General features: G+C 53.4%; 21 protein-coding genes. 8 read left to right on the plus strand and 13 right to left on the minus strand.

The genetic code is table 11. From position 1 onward, the window contains the following. Positions 1-18: 18 nt before the first annotated feature. Positions 19-237, plus strand: a complete 219-nt coding sequence (locus ACTJKS_RS17830; protein WP_440828907.1) for a hypothetical protein — start codon at positions 19-21, stop codon at positions 235-237. Between the two features lie 84 nt (positions 238-321). Here ACTJKS_RS17830 and ACTJKS_RS17835 read toward each other — a convergent pair whose 3' ends face one another. After that, entirely contained in the window at positions 322-1,638 is a 1,317-nt protein-coding gene (locus tag ACTJKS_RS17835) for a DUF6161 domain-containing protein (RefSeq protein ID WP_440828908.1), read from the minus strand. Positions 1,639-2,037: 399 nt separating this feature from the next. Here ACTJKS_RS17835 and ACTJKS_RS17840 point away from each other — a divergent pair, with 399 nt between their 5' ends. Beyond that, positions 2,038-5,169: a P-loop NTPase gene (locus ACTJKS_RS17840; protein WP_440828909.1), complete on the plus strand. Its 3,132-nt coding sequence runs from the start codon at positions 2,038-2,040 to the stop codon at positions 5,167-5,169. Between the two features lie 631 nt (positions 5,170-5,800). On the opposite strand, the gene ACTJKS_RS17845 is transcribed toward ACTJKS_RS17840, so the two are convergent. Next, positions 5,801-6,010 (minus strand): hypothetical protein, encoded by a 210-nt coding sequence (locus ACTJKS_RS17845; protein ID WP_440781088.1) that lies wholly within the window; start codon positions 6,008-6,010, stop codon positions 5,801-5,803. An 858-nt stretch (positions 6,011-6,868) separates the two neighbouring features. On the opposite strand from ACTJKS_RS17845, the gene ACTJKS_RS17850 reads away from it, so the two are divergent. Both ACTJKS_RS17850 and ACTJKS_RS17855 read left to right on the plus strand, forming a co-directional pair. Further along, entirely contained in the window at positions 6,869-7,126 is a 258-nt protein-coding gene (locus tag ACTJKS_RS17850) for a DUF6555 family protein (protein ID WP_440781069.1), read from the plus strand. A 65-nt stretch (positions 7,127-7,191) separates the two neighbouring features. Then, positions 7,192-7,434, plus strand: coding sequence for a hypothetical protein (locus tag ACTJKS_RS17855; RefSeq protein WP_440781070.1), 243 nt, complete (start codon positions 7,192-7,194; stop codon positions 7,432-7,434). Positions 7,435-7,538: 104 nt separating this feature from the next. Here ACTJKS_RS17855 and ACTJKS_RS17860 read toward each other — a convergent pair whose 3' ends face one another. The 5 genes from ACTJKS_RS17860 to ACTJKS_RS17880 all read right to left on the minus strand — a co-directional run bounded on the left by ACTJKS_RS17860 (position 7,539) and on the right by ACTJKS_RS17880 (position 10,530). After that, a complete protein-coding gene (locus ACTJKS_RS17860; protein WP_440781071.1) occupies positions 7,539-7,760 on the minus strand; it encodes a PLDc N-terminal domain-containing protein in 222 nt (73 codons plus the stop codon). Positions 7,761-7,839: 79 nt separating this feature from the next. Then, positions 7,840-8,340 (minus strand): YciE/YciF ferroxidase family protein, encoded by a 501-nt coding sequence (locus tag ACTJKS_RS17865; protein ID WP_085654118.1) that lies wholly within the window; start codon positions 8,338-8,340, stop codon positions 7,840-7,842. A gap of 142 nt (positions 8,341-8,482) precedes the next feature. Further along, positions 8,483-9,412, minus strand: a complete 930-nt coding sequence (locus tag ACTJKS_RS17870) for a ZIP family metal transporter (RefSeq protein WP_440828910.1) — start codon at positions 9,410-9,412, stop codon at positions 8,483-8,485. An 8-nt stretch (positions 9,413-9,420) separates the two neighbouring features. Continuing rightward, positions 9,421-9,582 (minus strand): hypothetical protein, encoded by a 162-nt coding sequence (locus tag ACTJKS_RS17875; RefSeq protein ID WP_440781073.1) that lies wholly within the window; start codon positions 9,580-9,582, stop codon positions 9,421-9,423. 63 nt (positions 9,583-9,645) lie between these two features. Further along, complete coding sequence (locus ACTJKS_RS17880; protein WP_440781074.1) at positions 9,646-10,530, minus strand: manganese catalase family protein; 885 nt, start codon at positions 10,528-10,530, stop codon at positions 9,646-9,648. A gap of 317 nt (positions 10,531-10,847) precedes the next feature. On the opposite strand from ACTJKS_RS17880, the gene ACTJKS_RS17885 reads away from it, so the two are divergent. Beyond that, a complete protein-coding gene (locus ACTJKS_RS17885; RefSeq protein ID WP_440781075.1) occupies positions 10,848-11,147 on the plus strand; it encodes a hypothetical protein in 300 nt (99 codons plus the stop codon). 117 nt (positions 11,148-11,264) lie between these two features. Here the strand turns inward: ACTJKS_RS17885 and ACTJKS_RS17890 are convergent, their stop codons facing one another. From ACTJKS_RS17890 to ACTJKS_RS17915, 6 genes are all read right to left on the minus strand, one after another. Further along, positions 11,265-11,711, minus strand: coding sequence for a DUF421 domain-containing protein (locus ACTJKS_RS17890; protein ID WP_440828911.1), 447 nt, complete (start codon positions 11,709-11,711; stop codon positions 11,265-11,267). Positions 11,712-11,718: 7 nt separating this feature from the next. Continuing rightward, entirely contained in the window at positions 11,719-12,237 is a 519-nt protein-coding gene (locus tag ACTJKS_RS17895) for a hypothetical protein (RefSeq protein ID WP_440828912.1), read from the minus strand. Next, a complete protein-coding gene (locus ACTJKS_RS17900; protein WP_440781080.1) occupies positions 12,230-12,742 on the minus strand; it encodes a CinA family protein in 513 nt (170 codons plus the stop codon). Before ACTJKS_RS17900 ends, ACTJKS_RS17895 begins: the two co-directional genes overlap by 8 nt. A 79-nt stretch (positions 12,743-12,821) precedes the next feature. After that, a complete protein-coding gene (locus ACTJKS_RS17905) occupies positions 12,822-12,974 on the minus strand; it encodes a hypothetical protein (protein ID WP_440828913.1) in 153 nt (50 codons plus the stop codon). Between the two features lie 57 nt (positions 12,975-13,031). Next, a complete protein-coding gene (locus ACTJKS_RS17910; RefSeq protein ID WP_440781081.1) occupies positions 13,032-14,258 on the minus strand; it encodes a zinc-dependent alcohol dehydrogenase in 1,227 nt (408 codons plus the stop codon). Positions 14,259-14,627: 369 nt separating this feature from the next. Next, positions 14,628-14,924, minus strand: coding sequence for a DUF7660 family protein (locus tag ACTJKS_RS17915; protein WP_440828914.1), 297 nt, complete (start codon positions 14,922-14,924; stop codon positions 14,628-14,630). Between the two features lie 445 nt (positions 14,925-15,369). Between ACTJKS_RS17915 and ACTJKS_RS17920 the strand changes: the two genes are divergently transcribed. The 3 genes from ACTJKS_RS17920 to ACTJKS_RS17930 form a co-directional block, all read left to right on the plus strand. After that, positions 15,370-15,885 carry an Hcp family type VI secretion system effector gene (locus ACTJKS_RS17920; RefSeq protein ID WP_039767797.1) on the plus strand — a complete coding sequence of 172 codons (516 nt, stop codon included), beginning with the start codon at positions 15,370-15,372 and terminating at the stop codon, positions 15,883-15,885. A 131-nt stretch (positions 15,886-16,016) separates the two neighbouring features. Continuing rightward, entirely contained in the window at positions 16,017-18,059 is a 2,043-nt protein-coding gene (tssI, locus tag ACTJKS_RS17925) for a type VI secretion system tip protein TssI/VgrG (protein WP_440828915.1), read from the plus strand. Then, positions 18,049-18,377: DUF4123 domain-containing protein (locus tag ACTJKS_RS17930; protein ID WP_440828916.1), on the plus strand; the 329-nt coding region annotated here is incomplete at its 3' end. The genes tssI and ACTJKS_RS17930, both read left to right, overlap by 11 nt.

Below are 18,377 nucleotides of genomic sequence, written 5' to 3' on the forward strand. Positions count from 1 at the left end.
TGACTTAGGACCCCACAGATGACACATCACTCCGAAGCGAACATAGCCGTTGCAGACGCGCTTACACTGCTTCTTCACAATCAGCACGCTATATGCGCAGCCATTGAGGAAATCACACAGTGGTTGTCTGAAAACGGCTCCGGTAACTTTGCCGATAATGCAAAGGCGGCAATGGATACGCTGGATGCCAACGCTCAGGGTATCACCAACGCTATTATGCGGCTGCGGCATAAATGAATGGCCGCAGAAGTCGCCTAGAAGCCGTCGATCACATCTACTTGCAAAATCAGGGCCGATTCACTGATAACGCCGCCATATGTATTAGCTTGCTTTTTTATCGCCCAGGGTTTTGAGAATCAGCTCTACCGGACTTGAAAATGGTATTTCAGCGACTGTTCCAGACTGGGTTGATCTGAATAAGCTTTCCAAAATCAGCTTCCTATCTTCATCGGACTTCAATTTACCTTCGTTGAGCAACGCTAGATAAGTTTTAGTAAACGTGATGCGCTCTGCTGACTCCAAAGCAAGATGCGAATGGCTATTAAACTGACGAAGACAAATTCGAATAATCACACTCAAAAGTGTGATTAACAATACCGCCCCAGCTAAATCAGCAGCTGCCAATGACAGTTCAGATGTTGCTCGCCCCATTATTAACCCAGATTGACTTACTCCTGTAGCAGTTGTAGCCACCTCTGGCTGATGAAAATTTCTCAAAAAGCTAGAGAGACCAACTGCTCCACCCATTCCATAGTATCCAAGCATAGAGAAAAATGTTATTGCCATACTGAGTAAAACAGCTATGAACCAAACAAATTTGAATATTGCATGACCTTTCTTACGAGCAGTCCAATACTGTACAGAAGCATCCAAATCTACTTGATCATGATAAGCCGCCTTTGCAGAAGCCAGAGTTTCGGTGGCCTCTTTCAACGCATTTTTAGCAGCAAGCCTCATACGTCCAGCGTAGTTTGAATATAATTTTTTTCGCCTTACATAAGAGTCGGTTATAGATTTTGCACAATCGTCAACCAAAATGGTGGAAGATTGCATTTTTTCGGAAATCTCAGAAACATAGCTATTTACCGCTTCCGTCGCTAAGTCAGCTTGGGAAATAAATCTCTCTAACGTGTCTCTTATCGCCGTAGACCTGGCATCAGATATCAATGGAACAAAATTCTGAAAGGATAAGCCAACCTGAATAGCAATTGACCTTTCAAATGTCAAATTGGGATTTTCTACAAAATTTCTTATCTTGCCATCTCGAGCAATTGAATTTCTGGTGGTCTTATCTAGGTAGACTAAAGAAAGCGCCGCGGTTACATCCCCATACTCTCGGCGAACTTTTTCGATCAAATAACCTTCATCACTATCATAAGTAACAAACGGCATTTTCTCACCACCCAGTTCCAACCTACTGCTGATTCCATCCTCAACGCGTGAGCGAACGCTGCTTATTTGATCCGAGAAAAACATCTGAAAAATAGAAACACCAACATCTCTAAATGCTTGAGGGAGTTTTGTAAGCCACTTCCAATTTTGTTCTTGAGAATAAAAAAACTCCTCCAAAGAAGCACGACCTTCAAAAGTTACTTTCTCGTCATTCAGCTTTAGCGTGATTACCTGATCTTCCTGCATTGCCCCTCCTTGGAATAAAAAACTTTGAAATACTTGTTTTTATATATAGGTTCAGACCTAAAACCCCTCGCAATAAATAAATACTATTAGCCGCCAACCACCAATCACCCCAACCTATCTGTAGATCGGTACGCTTTTTTGCGAAGCACGTAGTAATGTTTTCTTTTTCTCATGAAAACTGATGAAAATAAAGCATGATCGTCATCATGACCCACATTTCTGCCTAGCATCTATACGATAGAGCGCCGCCGCAGTAATTAACCTCAGCCACGCCCTCAATTTTTAGCCTAACGTCTAGTGTTCAACACGCACTTGTAACTGGAAGCTTTGCATTCAAGATGCCCGTGATGGCACTCTGGACGCCTAAGGACTGCCGCCATACTGATGGAGAATAAGAACGTGGAAGAACTGATCAAACCATGGATTTTAGAAAAGATCGCAAGCGGGAAAGCGGTGCTATTTTTGGGTGCGGGAGCTTCTTTCGGCTCCAAAGGCGATAACGGAGAACTACCGATCTCAGGTTTTGGCTTAAGAGATGCGTTAGCTGATCAGTTTTTGGGAGGAGAAGAAAAGCAAAAAACCTTGGTTCAGGTAGCAGATTATGCAAAGCATGAAGCTGGACTATTAGAAGTGCAGCAGTTTATAAAAAAGAAATTCTATCCTTTAAAGCCAGCAAACTTCCATAAAATAATCGCCACTTTCAGATGGCATTCTATTTTTACAACCAACTACGACCTGATTCTAGAGCGCGCATATTCTGACTGCAAAACAAGACAACAGGAACTCGCACCAATAATAAGAGACGGTGATAATTTCAGTGAAGTAATGAGTGATGTAAACTTGCTACCCTACTTCAAACTACATGGCTGCATCAATACGATCAATGACACGGAGCTACCATTAATTCTAGCAAGTGAAGAATATGCAAAACACCGCAAAAACCGAATAAGATTATTTAGACATTTAGCCGACTTCGGCCTTGAACACCCAATAATATTTTGTGGATATCAACTAAGCGATCCAAACATACAGCAAATATTATTTGACTTAAAAGATATGGGCATAAACAGACCCACATACATGCTGGTTGATCCTGGACTGGGGAAATACGACCTAAAAATGTGGGCAAGTCAACGCGTCGAACCGATAAAAGCGACGCTGGAAGAATTCCTGAACTTTTTAGACAGCAAGATAGACAAGCAAAAAAGAGTGCTGGCAAAGCTCAGCTCCCCTGCCAAAAGTCCAATTTTCAAATTTTTAAAATTAGAAGCTTCTCTTTCGAACCACTTGCAAACATATCTTATTACAGAGATGGAGCACGTCTATCCAGGATTTAATAGCACTGGCGTTCAACCTATGGATTTTTACAGGGGGCTAGATCAAGAATGGGGTGGCATACAACAAGATCTAGATATAAAACGCCGAGTAAGCGACCAGATTATTATTGATGCCGTAATCGACAGCGCACCAACAGGTGTGAATACCTTTCTCATAAAAGGTTATGCCGGGAGTGGTAAATCTACAGTATTAAAAAGAGTAGCATGGTATGCCGCGCACGATCTTGGCGCAGCTGTAGTTCGCCTGCGGAGTGGTGCAATGCTAAGACCTGCTCTTATTAAAGAGCTTGCCTTAAACTGCGAATCAAAATTGATACTAATATTGGACGATGCAATTTCGGTGGCCGATGACCTGCTAAAACTGTACAGAGCCTTTGAATACGAGCCGGCGAACATATCCATTTTAACATCCGCGAGAAACAACGAGTGGAATCAATACGGCGAAGACCTTGACCAGTATATTAATGCAGAATACGAACTATCTACTCTTTCAGAAAGAGAAATCAACGAGCTCATTGAGAAGCTGCACAAGCACAACTGTCTAGGAAATTTAAAAAGCAATAATATTGATGAAGTGAAAACACATTTCTCCCTAACGGCAGACAGGCAGCTTTTAGTTGCCCTTCATGAAGCTACGTCTGGCAAGCCATTTGAACAGATTGTTCTAGATGAATACACCAGAGTTGTACCAGCTGAAGCTCAAGTCCTTTATATGGATGTTTGCACTCTCAATCGCTTGGACGTTCCTGTTCGAGTAGGACTTATTTCTAGAGTTTCGGGCATAGGCATTGAAGACTTTAGAAATAGATTCTTCGACCCGCTTGAACATTTGGTAAAAGTTTACATGGACTATAGTTCAAGGGATTATGCTTTTACTGCCAGGCACTCACTTATTGCAAAATTCGTATTTGAACACGCTTTAAAAACGCCAGAAGAAAAGGCGTTCCAAATCATTAGGGTCTTGGAGCATCTCAACCTCGAATACACTGCTGACAGTGAGGCTTTTTCGCATCTAATCAAAGGCAAACAGCTTGCAGAGATTTTTGGCGATAAAGCCCTTGCAAACAGGATCTACGAGGCTGCAGACAAAACAGGCGCAAACGCACACTACATACTTCATCAAAAGGCAGTATATGAACTAAATCATGCAGGATGCGATACCAAAGCCGCTTTGAGTATTATCTTGCAAGCTGAAAAGTCTCTTTCCGATGGACGTGGTGATAAGTCTATCTCTCATACAAAAGCAATGATTTATAAAAGATTGGCTCGCGAATCAAAATCATTTCTTGAGATTGAAAAATATAGATCAGAAGCAAGAATAATATTTGAAAGACTGGTAACAGGACAGAAAGATTCACGAGCTGTCAATGGCCTTGCTGAATTGCAACTGGATGACCTGGATGCAAAAATCAAATCAATTAGCGAAACAGAATCTGATGACTTGACTAAAAGAGTGTTCTTAGAACATGTCAAGAAGATTGAGGCCACCATCTATAGTGGACTGCAAAAATTTCCTGGCGATGAATATTTGCTCACAAGACAGGAAGATCTCGCAAAAAAACTTCTTGACAGTGGACGCGCAAAAAAAATTCTCGAAGAAGCGTACAAGAACAATAGCTCAAGTGAATTTGTTTCAATTCGAATTTCCAGACAAAGACTATTATCGGATCAATTCGAGGACGCCGAGAAAATACTTCGCGACTGCCTCATACAAAACCCTAATAGCAAACCACTCCATCTTGAGCTGGCCAAACTTTTAATATCTACGAACAATGAGCAGAAAAACGCGGAAATAGAGCATCATCTAAAACGTAGTTTCTCACCCTTTGATACGAACTACGATGCGCAGTTCTGGTATGCTCGCCACCAGTTTTTACACGGTGACCGTGCAAAGTCTAAAGAAATTTTTTCTTTCCTTAAAAAAGCCAGAATGGCACCTCGTCAAAAGAACGCACTTGAGGGCAACTCAGTTAATTCAGAAGGAGACGAGATCATGTATCGCGGACATATTACCCAAGAGCATGTAAGCTTCTGTTTTATACGATGCACTGATCTTAATGAGAGTATTTATGCCCATGCAACTAGATTTGAAAACCTTCCAAGCGAGGGTATCAAACCGAATGTGGATGTTACATTTAAGCTTTCATTCACAATGAAGGGGCCTACCGCATACGCTGTAAACATTGTCTTCTGACAAATCTCAATTTTGATAAGTAGGAAATCGTGCCCGCCAGTGATGCGTTAGCCAAGCGACACTACAACGACAAATTGGCATTCATAATCGTCTATGAGCTGCGGTCGTACAAAAAGGCCGCTGACTCAGCGGCCTAGCATGCCTTCCCAGGACACCAGCCTCTACAATCCGCGATTCTAGGGCGACTAGCTTTTTATAAATCGAGTGAAAATCAAGCGGAAATCGAAATCGAGCAACTTGTGAAAATATCTCGCCTTAGTAGAGGTCTTGAAAACCGTCGACTGTAACAGGTCCATGAGTTCGAATCCCATCGCCTCCGCCATCTTAAGTACGACAAAGCCCTGATTATTCAGGGCTTTGTCGTTTCTGGCATTCAGGAAATTGGCTCCTCTCTCTATGGATCGTTTCCGCATCTTTTCGGTCATTTCCGCAACCCTCCCCTTCCGACATTGCTTGTTCGACCTCGACACGCAGGGAGATGTGGCTGTCTTCAACAGGCAGCTTTCGGCCAAAAGCGGACGTCGGCAGGCGACCGCTACCGGCCCTTAGCGGACGCTCACAAGCGACCGCTACCGGCCAGAACCAGACGCTTGCAGGCGACCATTTACCGCCAATATCGAACAGATTATTTCTAACGTTCATCTGCTCTCGGTAGCAGCTCTTCAATCGCATGATGCAAAGCATCCAGGTGCACGGGCTTGACCAGGAATCGCGCATTTGGAGGGAGGAGACCCGCCGGCGGCACCGTGTTTCTAGACATCAAAACGACGGGCAGTTCAGGCCATCGCAACCAAATCGCTCGAGCCAAGTCCAACCCATATAGGCGGCCAGGCATACGCACATCCGTGATAACCAGAGCAAGGAGTGTAGTGCTCTCCAATGCGATTAACGCCTGGTCAGCACTGGATCGCTATCACCTCATGACCGAGAATCTTTACAGCCTCCGCCATCACTGAGCGCAAAAATCCGTCGTCCTCGACCAGAAGTATTTTGAGTGGCACAGTGAAGCTCCATCATTCTGAAGTACGAATGAGCGCTTCGGAGCAGTACGAGGAATTGCTGCGGCTCGCCGAAGAATAATGCGCGGAGGGTTTTATAACCCGAGAAGAGCGCAAGGAGATGATTGAGAAAGCGACAGTGAATTACACGCAAGCGGTGGAGGGCCTGGGTCAAGATACATAGCGCATCACGCGATTATCCAGCGCAAGCACAGCGGCTCGATCCTGCTGATGCTCTGACCGTGCGGCATGAATGCCTAGGGCCGGCACAAATCGTCCCTGGCAGCATGGCGTCCGGACAGTTGGAACAGATGGGCGCGCTGCTGCCTGCGGCAACCCGCTGCGCTTGAGCAGCAATGGCAGAGCAGAGGCATTGGCCCCCTGGTCTGCCGCCAGGCGCCCTCGCTAGTCGCTCCATCGACCATCTGATCCCCCACCAGCTCGCAACGACGGCACCGATCAGTCCTGAGACCAGTAATTCCAGCCTGTCGAACTTGTCGAGCAGGCGCGGCAATAACTCCATGCGCTCGAATCCGTTTGCATGATGGAAACTAAAACCTCTACAAACGAATAGTTCACGTATAGATAAAATCACATTAAATGTGAGCAAAATCATCAACTTAGGGATTGTCAGACGATTTTTTGAATTTTTTCTAACAGCAAAAATCACTACCTTATGAACCAAAAAGGAGCGGTAACTCGTGAGTTCGGTAGATATTTTTGTGATTGAGTACAAGCTCCATGGAAGACCGAAGTCTTTTGTCATTCGCACCAAACTGATGAACAACGCAGAGGCTTGGCAGTGGGCGAGCTGCGACGCGGGTATTGCTCCGATACCCAAACCCGGACGCCCTCCTCTCAAGCGGTTCACAAAACCCATGGCAGAACGATTTGGAATCGCCGACGTAAAGTGGCGGGCCACTACTGCCGTCACCTGGGAGGACGTCAGAGCGACGTAGAATAGTGCATCGCCGGAAGCGCTCTACATGTCGATAGAGCGCAGCTCAAACGAATGGGAGGACACATGACATCCAGATCCAGCCCCCTAACCACATCCGATTGGTACGCAGCGACCGGGCGCAGTAATGAACTGTTTCAAGAAGCTGATCGACTCAATGCCATCGCCTACGAACTGCTAACCCATGCGGCCGACTCCCCCGAGGCAATGGAACGCTACAAAGACGCCAGAGATGCCGCGGATGCCAAAACGCTGGAAGGCAAAAAAGCTTGGGACGAGGCGAGAAAGAGACTTAAAAGGCGTCAGTAAAAAGCCCGCGATGGGCGGGCAAAAGGGAATCCACTCGTTCAGCCCCCAGATTCAGGGTCGCTGGCGGGTATGCCGCGAGGCTCCTGCAGATCGTCTGGGCCTGATTAGCCCTTGCTGTGCTCCGGCGACGAAGGCCCTTTGGTAATGCCGCGCGGCCCCGACACGCCCCAGATCACCAAGCCCAGCAACGGCACGAGGAAGATCAGCGCGGCCCAACCGGCCTTGGTCGCGGACGGCTTGTCGCTGCGCATCACGCTGTTGAGTGCCCAAAGGTCCAACAGCAGGAGCAGGACCGCAGCGGCGATCCACAGATATTCGGTTTGCATGATGTTTTCCTCCATGTTGCTCTGAAACGCCACGGCATGCTTAATCGCCGTGGCGTTTTATATGGAGCGCTTCAACCCCTCATTTTTTTTCGAGGGTCGCCGCCTGATTACCGCCCTGTTCGGCAATCTTTGTCAGCTTTTCATCGGCGCCCTTTTCTTCTGCTAGCGTGGCTTGTAGCAAGGTGACGGCATCCTCGAGTTTCAGGTGTTTGGCCATCGCGATCAGCGTGCCGTAGCTGGCGATTTCATAGTGCTCGACTTTCTGCGCCGCACCGATAAGCGCCGCGTCCAGCACCGCGCCTTTTTCGATTTCGTCGAGCAGCTCCTTGGACTCTTCGACCAGTCCTTCCATGGCTACGCACTTCATGCGTTTAAGTTTCAGCCCGGCCAGTTCCACCAGTTGGTCGATGCGTTCGATCTGGCCCTGGGTTTCCTCAAGGTGCGAGGTGAAAGCTTCGGCAAGCAGCGGATTGGTCGCGGCGCGCGCCAGGCGCGGCAAGGCTTTGGTGATTTGCTTCTCGGCGCTGTAAACGTCGGACAGCTCATGGATGAACAGGTCTTCAACAGTTTTTCTAGCCATTTCTAACTTCCTTCTGATGGTTGGATAGTGTTCTGGGCGAGACGTTCAGCGTGTCCGCCAATGTGGCTTTCATTACAGGTGACTCACCCTGCCGAGCAGGTGTTCAAAGCACTTTTCGATTCATGGATGAAGTGTTATTGGTTCAGCCCAGAGCGGTATCGAGGAACATCATCACGCCGAAGCCCAGCATCAAACCGAGCGTCGCCGGCGTCTCGTGACCATTGCGGTGGGTCTCGGGGATGACTTCGTGCGACACCACAAAAATCATCGCCCCCGCCGCAAGCCCCAGCGCAATCGGATAGCCCATGGCAAAGCCACCCGACACGCCCAGCCCGACCACCGCCCCAAGCGGCTCCATCAAACCTGAACCGATCGCGATCAGTGCAGCGCGCCAGGCCGAGATCCCGGTGACGCGTAAGGCAAGCGCAACCGCGAGACCTTCGGGGATGTCCTGTATGGCAATCGCGGTGGTCAGTGGCAGGCCGACTTTCATGTCGCCATTGGCAAAACTGACGCCGATGGCCATGCCCTCCGGCAAGTTGTGCAGGGTGATCGCCAGGACAAACAGCCAGACGCGATTTATGCGTTGTGCATCGGGCCCGCGTCTGCCGATCTGCTGATGTTCGTGAGGCACGAAGCGATCAAGACCGACCATCAAGCCAACGCCCAGGGCCAGGCCGCATACGACCACGCAGGCTGCCAGCAACGGATTGCCACACAGCGCTTGCGCGGCCTCGATACCCGGCAGGATCAGCGAGAAGGAGCTGGCGGCCATCATCATGCCGGCGGCGAAGCCGAGCATGATGTCCTGAGTGCGTGAGCTGATATCGCGCAGGATGATCGCCACTACCGCACCCAACGCGGTCGCACCGAATCCTGACAGGCCACCCAAGGTGGCCAGGCGCAGGTTTCCCTTGTCTGCGCCGACCAGCGCGGAGTAACCGCTAAACAACAGAAGGACGCTGACCAGCATCAGCGTTGCCCAGAACAACACGGCCGGCCAACCGCCGCTGGACGCCATGCTCCACCCGTTGCGCTGCGGCGTTGGCGTCGACGATGAGCTGAGTGACATGTCGCCTCCTAGCGTCCGGTAGAGCGTTTGCCGGTGGAGTCGAGCACGGATTGGCGCAACGTCTCGGTGATCTTCTGCGCGGTTCGATCATACGACGTGACGCTTGCGTTAAACCGACTGAACAGCGAATGCGCCAGGTCGCTGCTGGAAACCCCGGAGTTCTGATTCATGGCGGTACCTCGGATCTTATCGATTGAAAAACCGCACGCCGTTGCGGCATGCGGTCCCGGTCATCACGCGTCGGGTTGCCCCTGAACACCCGCGCCCAGATCGGCGCCAGTGATCGGGTTGCTGTCCGGGTCGGACATGGTTCGCGCTTTCATATCCAGCAGCAGCGCCTCTTCCTCGGCACTGAGCTGAACGCTGGCGCTGCCGTCGCCGCCATCCACCGCAGGCTCTGGACTTTCCACGAACTCCCAGTCATCGCCCTGGTTCCATGGACCACGCGTGCTGCCCTCCCCTTGGGACATGTTGAAGTACACGTTGGTGAACTCCGGCATGCCGGGTTGTTTGCCCTGCGGGAAGTTTGGCTGGATCGCATGAAGGGCTTTTTCGAAGGACAACTGGTGCGCAATTTCGCGGGTCATCAGGAAGCCCAGCGCTTCCTTGACGCCGGGATCGTCAGTGACGTTCATCAGCCGTTCGTAGACGATTTTCGCCCGGGCTTCGGCGGCGATGTTCGAGCGGAAATCCGCTGTGGGTTCACCGATCGTATCGACATACGCAGCCGTCCATGGCACACCGGCCGAGTTGGTCAGCGGCGCGCCGGCACCGTACAGCAGACTGGTTATGTGCGAATCGTTGCCGGCCCCGTTGATGGCCCGGTACAACTCGCCCTCTTCTTCCACGCCTTCGGCCACTCGGCCTTTGGCGCCCTTGTTGAGCATGACGATGATGGAGCCGACGATTTCGAGGTGACTCAGCTCCTCGGTGGCGATGTCCATCAACAGATCCTTGCGACCCGGATCATCCTCGGCCAGCGCTTGCGTGAAGTAGCGCGAGGCTGCCGCCAGTTCGCCCTGGGCGCCGCCGAATTGTTCAAGGAGCAAGTTCGCCAGTCCCGGATTGGGTTCGGCAACACGCACGGTGTATTGAAGTCGCTTGTTATGTAAGAACATGACAATTCCCTCAGGGTGTGTAAGATGAGATTCGTTATAAATTGCGTTACACAGTTCTGAATCGATACCGCGAACTAAAATTTCATTTTTTTGATCAAGGGCGACGAGTGGCAAAGCTGGAAAAATTCTATTTATTGCCAACTTGCTGAATCAATGAACAAATGGGCACTGCTTTTAAAGTTCCAAAATTATTTCTATCGGTAATATCCACCTCGAGTTGTACAAAAGCAAACTCACTGTACAGGAATAAGTCAATAACTATGGCCCTTTGCCTTGATTCCGAAGTTTAATATTTCGAAAAAAGTCAGGATGCAGACATGCCGCTTTCTTTCGATCCGCGCTTCAACGATCTTCTCCAGCGCCTCATTCTCATGGCGCCGCCCGTGGGCCAAATCAATCTGGATATGCTCGATTCCATTGAACCTGAGGCGATTGCCAACCCGGACGAACTGGTTGCGACAATCATCGAAATCAGCAGCCGACTCGCTGCAAAAAAATCTGACGCGCCCGACCATTTTGTAGAACTATTGCTGAAGCTGGAAAGGATTAATGCGCTGCCTCACGACAAGGCACAGCACTTCACTGATCATGTGCTGGCGTATAGCAGAGACAATTGATAAGCACGCAAGGGCAAGTCGAAACCGAGACTTTTAAATTGCACTCGGATAGACCTGCCTTCCGCCTTATGAAGGCTATAAGCAAGTCACCCGCAGTTAAGCCTGCCAAGTGATTAGTCAAGTCTCGTTGGGAATCACCGAAATCTTCCCATTGCGCTCAATGATCGCAAACTTGATCTGCTCAATTCGTTCGATACCCTGACTGGAACGCGCGGCTTCCATGACATCCGCCTCGATCAGCCGCGCATGCCGCAAACGTCGGTGCAGCAGTTTGCCGTTCTCGACGATGATCGTCGGTTCGCCGTCGATCAGCCGCGACACCCAGCCCGACCGCTGTTTGAGCAAAGAGAAACCGACGTCGATGGCGATCAGCGTCACGATCACCAGCACCGCGTTGGTCAGGGAGAAATCATCGCCCAGCAAAGCCTGCTGCGTGGCCTCGCCGATGACCATCAGCAGGACGAAATCGAAGGTGGTCAGGTCCGCCAGCGAACGCCGGCCGGCGATCTTTAACAGCACCATCAAAGCCCCGTACATCACCGCCGCACGCAGTACCGAGTCCATGGGTCACCTACGGAAAAATGAATTGAGAAAGCGTGACGCCGCTGGAGCCTGGCGTACTGATGTGGCTGCGATACAAGCCCAGGCCGTCGCCGCGCATGCTCAGGTAAAGACTCACCTGGCCTTGCTTGTCGGCCTGCAGCCAGAAGCGCACGCCTTCGGCCGCACTGCGACTAGGCAGCGGTTCCGGTTGCAGAGTGTCGATGCTGAAGCCCTGCAACAGATCACCGGCCAGCTCAAGCTCCACCGTCGCTTCCGGCGCCGCTGTGAGGCTGATACGCATTGAGTTGGTCGAACCGTTACGGTGGAACATTTCATACTGCACCCGGACTTGGCCATCCTCGGAGCGTACGTCGCGGCTGCTGATCAGGCCTCTGGAAAACAGTCCCGCCATGGCCAGCACCATCAGCAGCACCAAGGCATACCAGCCGCAGCGCTCGAAGCGCCAGACCTTCAGTTGATAGGCCATGTCTTCGCGAAACGGCACGTCCCGGCTGCGCAGATCAGGGTGGTCGGCATCGTCAGTCATCAACCGGACTCCTCGTCTCCTGCAGTGCCGCACGGTGAAATTGCTGTATGCCCTGCAGCGCGTACTCCGTGGCCTGGTTTTGCACCTCACAGCGACTGCCGGAAAAACGCATTTGCCGAGAGTAGACAAACTGCCCTGCTGCCGACTGAAAAGCCCACGCAAAGCACACCGTTCCGGCAGGGATACCGTCGACGTCCTCCGGGCCGAGAATGCCGGTGGTCGCCACCGCCACATTCGCGGTGCTGTCATGCAACGCCCCCACCACCATCTCGCGGGCGACCTCGACGCTGGTCAGGTTGAAACGTTCAATGGTCTGCGGGTTGACGCGCAACAGGCGCTGTTTGGCCTGAGGCGAGTACACCACGTACCCACATTCGATGAACTCACCACTGCCTGGGACCTCGGACAACAACGTCACAATCATTCCCGCCGTACATGACTCGGCGGAGGTCAGGAGCAGTGAATGTTCGCGTAGATAATCAACAGTCGCTTCAGCAATGGACATGGCAGGCGTCCGGAAACAGAACTGTCCGGTTGACCGTGGCGAGCGCATTTGAGTTTCGCTCGCTCATCCGCACGGCCGATCACTTGTCCGACTCGGCAGCCTTGTCTTTCTGGATCTGCAGCGACGCCTTGCTTTTGTCGCCGTCCTTGTTCGGCGCATCATTGGAACCTTCGAAACAGCCCTGCAACAGCAGCACTGAACAAAGCCCCACACAGGCACAGATGGTTTTCATGATCGTCTCCCGCTCAGTGATCCCGTGGCGAGGGGATCTCGCCACGGGTCTGCTTGCTTACACGGCCGGCACCAGCGGCGCCGTGCCGTCCGCTTCGGCCAGCGGCACATCGCCGCGGCCCGGGGTCAGGATGACCTTGCGGCAGTCTTCCTGTTTTTTATCAAAAATCTTGTAGCCTTCCGCCGCCTGCTCGAGTGACAGCCGATGGCTGATGATCGCGTCCGGCTGCAGGCGCCCGGTTTCGATATACCCCAGCAGTTCGGGCAGATAGCGCTGCACATGGGTTTGGCCCATCTTGAAAATCAGCCCCTTGTCGAAGGCATCGCCGAACAGGAAGCCATGGATAAAACCGGTATACACCCCCGGCACACTGACCGTACCGCCACGGCGCACCGCAGCGATGCACTGACGCAACGCCTTGCCGCTGCTGCCTTCGAGCTTGAGCGTGGCCAGCACGGTTTCGGTAGTGCTGCCCTTGGCCTCGAAGCCCACCGCATCGATCACACCATCCACCCCACGGTTGCCGGGCGTCTGGCTGATGATGGTATCCGCCGGGTCGTCGTCCTCATCGAAGTTGATCGGGATCACGCCGTAGGTGCGCTGCGCATAGGCCAGTCGGTAGGCATGGTGATCGACCATGAAGATGCGCTCGACGCCAAGCATGCGCGCACACGCCGCGCTGAGCAGTCCGACCGGTCCGGCTCCGTAGATCGCCAGACTCGAACCTTCGCCGACGCCGGAATTGATCACCGCTTGCCACGCCGTCGGCAGAATGTCGGACAGGAACAAGACCTTCTCGTCTGCAAGCGTTCCCGGCACCTTGAACGGCCCAGTGTTGGCCTTCGGCACTCGCACCAGCTCGGCCTGACCGCCCGGAACCCCGCCGTACATCCGGCTGAAACCGAACAGCGCCGCCGGCGGGGGAATACGCTTTTTATTCATCGCCGCGCCCGGCCCGGCATTGGTGGTTTCACACGCTGCGTACAGCGCATGCTGACAGAAGAAACAGTCGCCGCAGGCAATCACAAACGGGATCACCACCCGATCGCCGCGTTGCACCGCCGTCACGGCCGAACCGGTTTCCTCAACAATGCCCATGAACTCATGGCCGAAGATGTCGCCGTGCTCGACCGTCGGGACCTTGCCCCGATACAGGTGCAGGTCCGAACCGCAGATGGCCGTGGCGGTTACTCGCAGGATGATGTCATCGGGTGCTTCAAGGATCGGATCCGGCACGGTTTCGACTCTGACGTCGTGGGCGCCTTGGTAGGTCATAGCTCGCATGGTGGAATCCTCTGACAATGGAAGAATTGAAGAACAGCCTCTTCAAGTTCCGAAGGACTCAGTCAGCGCGAGTTCACTCTGTTTTGCATATTTCTGGATCAGTGGGACGGAGGCACCCGGACTTTGTTTGCCGAGTACGGCTAGACGAAGTCAGAGAATCTTGCGGACAGTCGCCAGTTGCTGCCGAACGCATGGCACACCTACTGGCATGGGCCGCATACCATATTGGATGGCAACCCGATCCCTGTAGGCGGCTCTTTCTATGAGAGCTGGCCTCCTGACGCAGCTGAAACAAGGTAACACCCGCCTGCATTCGGCCATAAGCAGACTGAATGAATCTCTCAGTTTCTTTGAAGGAAGAGCCAGGGTTCACTCATAAAATTTGCCAGCCAGCAAAATGGATGCACACCGCTGCCATACATTTGAAACAGGAACATTTTGCGAAGAGCTTTTGGTACTGGCGGTCGCCCATGCAGCCGCCGCATCGAGAAAGGTATCTACAGATTCATTTTCCCACCCCAAGACGCTAGATTCATAAGGAGACGATGGCGTCATTTCCTCCAACACACGCTCACTGGCAAAATCAGAACCAAGAGCCTCGATAAACCTAATGAACGATTGCTCATCGATCACGCGCTCTAACAACTCATCAAGGTCAATAGACATAGGAAGCCATGTATCGGACGTTAGCGAGAGTGCTGGCTGAGATGCTGCTATGCAAAGAAACAGACAGTCAACCTCTCTATTTGCGAATGGCCGCTTTTGGCCGAAAGCAGCCAGCCCCCATCACACTATTCAGGAAGGTAGAACGAAGTACTCGCCAGGCATGGCCTAACGCCATACTGCGCAAGAAGTTGCGCACTTGTTCTGTAAAAATGCTCACCGATTCCGCTAGAGGCCATGTATTTCAAGGCCTCCAGCCAAGTGCGCAAGAAGNCACTTCCAGCCACCTGACTGATCAAAAAACGCTCAAAGCCGCGATCCAGAGTGGTGGAGTCCCCGGCTCCCGGGGACGTGGCAAAAGCTGGCACGCTCCTTGATAACAGTCAGGCACCCACCGGGCGATTTCGCCTCCCGGGCACCCTAACTTTATCCGCAAGGAGCACCTCCCATGGCAACACCAGCGTACATGTCGGTTACCGGCGAAAAACAAGGCCTGATCACTGCCGGCGCCTTCACCGCCGACTCCGTTGGCAACACCTACCAGGAAGGCCACGAAGACCAGGTCATGGTTCAGGCGTTCAGCCACGACGTGATCATCCCGCGTGACCCGCAATCCGGTCAGCCAACCGGTCAGCGCGTTCACAAGCCAGTGATCATCACCAAGGTCTACGACAAGGCTTCGCCACTGCTGCAAGCCGCTCTGACCTCCGGCGAGCGCATGAGCGAAATCGTTATCCAGTGGTACCGCACTTCGGCTCAAGGTACCCAAGAGCACTACTACACCACCAAACTGGAAGACGCGATCATCGTCGCCATCAACAACAAGATGCACAACTGCCAGGATCCATCGAACGCCCACTTCACCCACCTGGAAGAAGTGCAGTTCACCTACCGCAAAATCACCTGGACCCACGAAGTATCCGGTACTTCGGGTTCCGATGACTGGCGTGCTCCAGTCGTTTAATTACGGCTGATCGTTACAAGCATCGGCCAGCTCTGCTGGTCGATGTTGTTTACGCCCCTCCAGAATTTCGCGTGCGTTGAACCGCTTGACGGTAATCGACGAACGCCGCTGTACAGCACGAGGAACAAGGGATGTTCGCGCCGGCCAATGAAACCCACTTTGCCCTGACCATCGAAGGTCTTTCCGCCGATTTCCAGGTGTTTACCCTCACCGGTCGGGAAGCCATCAGCCAGCCTTTTGTGTTCGAGGTGGAGCTGGTCAGTGAGCAGCCGTCGCTGGACCTCGAAACCCTGCTGCACAAACCGGCCTTCCTGCAGCTGTCGCCCGACGGCAGCGGTATCCACGGCCTGATCTACCGCGCCGCGCAAGGCGATTCCGGCAAGCGCCTGACGCGCTACTCCGTGACCCTGCGCCCGCAACTGGCGTACCTGGCGCACCGGATCAACCAGCGGATCTTCCAGAACCTCAGCGTGCCGAAAATCATCGGCAAGGTCCTCGAAGAACACGGCATCCAGGGCAACGCCTACGCCTTCCAGACCGGCTCGATCTACCCCGACCGCATTTACTGCGTGCAATACGACGAATCGGACCTGCATTTCATCCAGCGCCTGTGCGAAGAAGAAGGCATTCACTACCACTTCCAGCACAGCGCCACGGGCCACAAACTGGTGTTCGGCGACGACCAGACGGTGTTCAAGAAACTGGCGCCGGTGGCCTATCAGCAGGACTCCGGCATGGTCGCCAGCAACCCGGTGATCAAACGCTTCGACCTGCGCCTGGAAACCCGTACCAGCCGCACCACCCGCCGCGACTACGACTTCGAAAAACCGCGCCTGACGCTGGAAAGCGAAAACCGCGGCGACGCCCTCCCCGACCTCGAGGACTACGATTACCCGGGCCGTTTCATCGACCGCGAGCGCGGCAAACACCTGGCCAAACGCGCCCTCGAACGTCATCGCAGCGACTTCCAGCTCGCCGAAGGCAAGAGCGACCAGCCGTTGCTGGTCAGCGGCCATTTCCTCGCACTCAAAGAACACCCGAAGGCCAAGTGGAATGACCTGTGGCTGCTCACCGAAGTCCACCACGAAGGCAAGCAGCCGCAGGTGCTGGAAGAGTCGGTCACCAGCGACACCACCGCGCTCAAAGACGATTTCCATCAGGGTTACCGCAACCGCTTCCAGGCCACCCCGTGGGACGTGCCGAACCGCCCGCCCCTGCGCCACCCGAAACCGCGCATCCTCGGCAGCCAGAGCGCCGTGGTCACAGGCCCGAAAGGCGAAGAAATCCACTGCGACGAATACGGCCGCGTGAAAGTCCAGTTCCACTGGGACCGCGACGGCCAGGCCGACGACAAGACCAGCTGCTGGCTGCGTGTCTCCAGCGCCTGGGCCGGCGCCCAGTACGGCGGCATCGCCATCCCGCGCATCGGCATGGAAGTGCTGGTGACATTCCTCGAGGGCGACCCCGACCAGCCGCTGATCAGCGGCTGCCTGTACCACAAGGAAAACACCGTCCCGTACGCCCTGCCGGCGAACAAGACCCGCACCACCTTCAAAACCCTGAGCTCGATGGGCGGTGGCGGCTTCAACGAACTGCGCATCGAAGACAAGAAAGGCCAGGAACAGATCTTCCTCCACGCCCAGCGCGACTGGGACGAGAACATCGAACACGACCAGAAAATCCGCGTCGGCAACGAACGCCACGACGTCGTGGAAAAGAACAGCTACACGGAATTCAAGGCCGAAGAACACCACACGGTTTATGAAGACCGCAAAGTCGAAGCACGGGCCAACGACCACCTGACCGTGGGCGTGAACCAGCACATCAAGATCGGCACCGGACAATTCATCGACGCCGGCCAGGAAATTCACCTGAGCAGTGGCATGAAGGTGGTGCTGGAAGCCGGGGCTGAACTGACGCTGGTCGGCGGTGGCAGCTTCATCAAGATCGACGGCGGCGGCGTGACCATGAGCGGGCCGGCGATCAACATCAACTCCGGTGGTGGACCGGGCAGCGGCACCGGCGCCGCCCCACTGCTGCCGGGCGTGTTGAAGCAGGCGGATGCCGACAAGGCTGGCGCCGTGCTGACCCCGGCGCAAATCAACACTCTCAAACGTAATGCGCCGTTCTGCGAAGAGTGCGAAAAATGCAAGGCAGGTGCCTGTGCCATCTGATCGACTGACACCCAAGGACTGGCTGGCACAACAGCCGTTGCAGACTGGCGAGCGCCTGTACCTGATCGTCAGCGCAGCAAGCGATGCCGACGCGCTGAAAACCCTGTACCTGACCGAACCCACCGCCCAGCTCCTGCCGATCTGGGGCGGCACGCCCTACTCCACCTGGCAACCGGTGATGCCCTACGTCACCGAACTCAAACCGAACTCGGCATTCCTGCCCTGGATCGCCGAAACCGACGCCCTCGACTGGGGCTGGCTGGCCGTCTCACGCGCCGAACCGAACGACGTGTTCGAGCACCTGCGCAGCCTGACACA

Source organism: Pseudomonas sp. 22189 (assembly GCF_052045635.1).
In the GTDB taxonomy this organism is placed as follows: Bacteria; Pseudomonadota; Gammaproteobacteria; order Pseudomonadales; family Pseudomonadaceae; genus Aquipseudomonas; species Aquipseudomonas parakoreensis.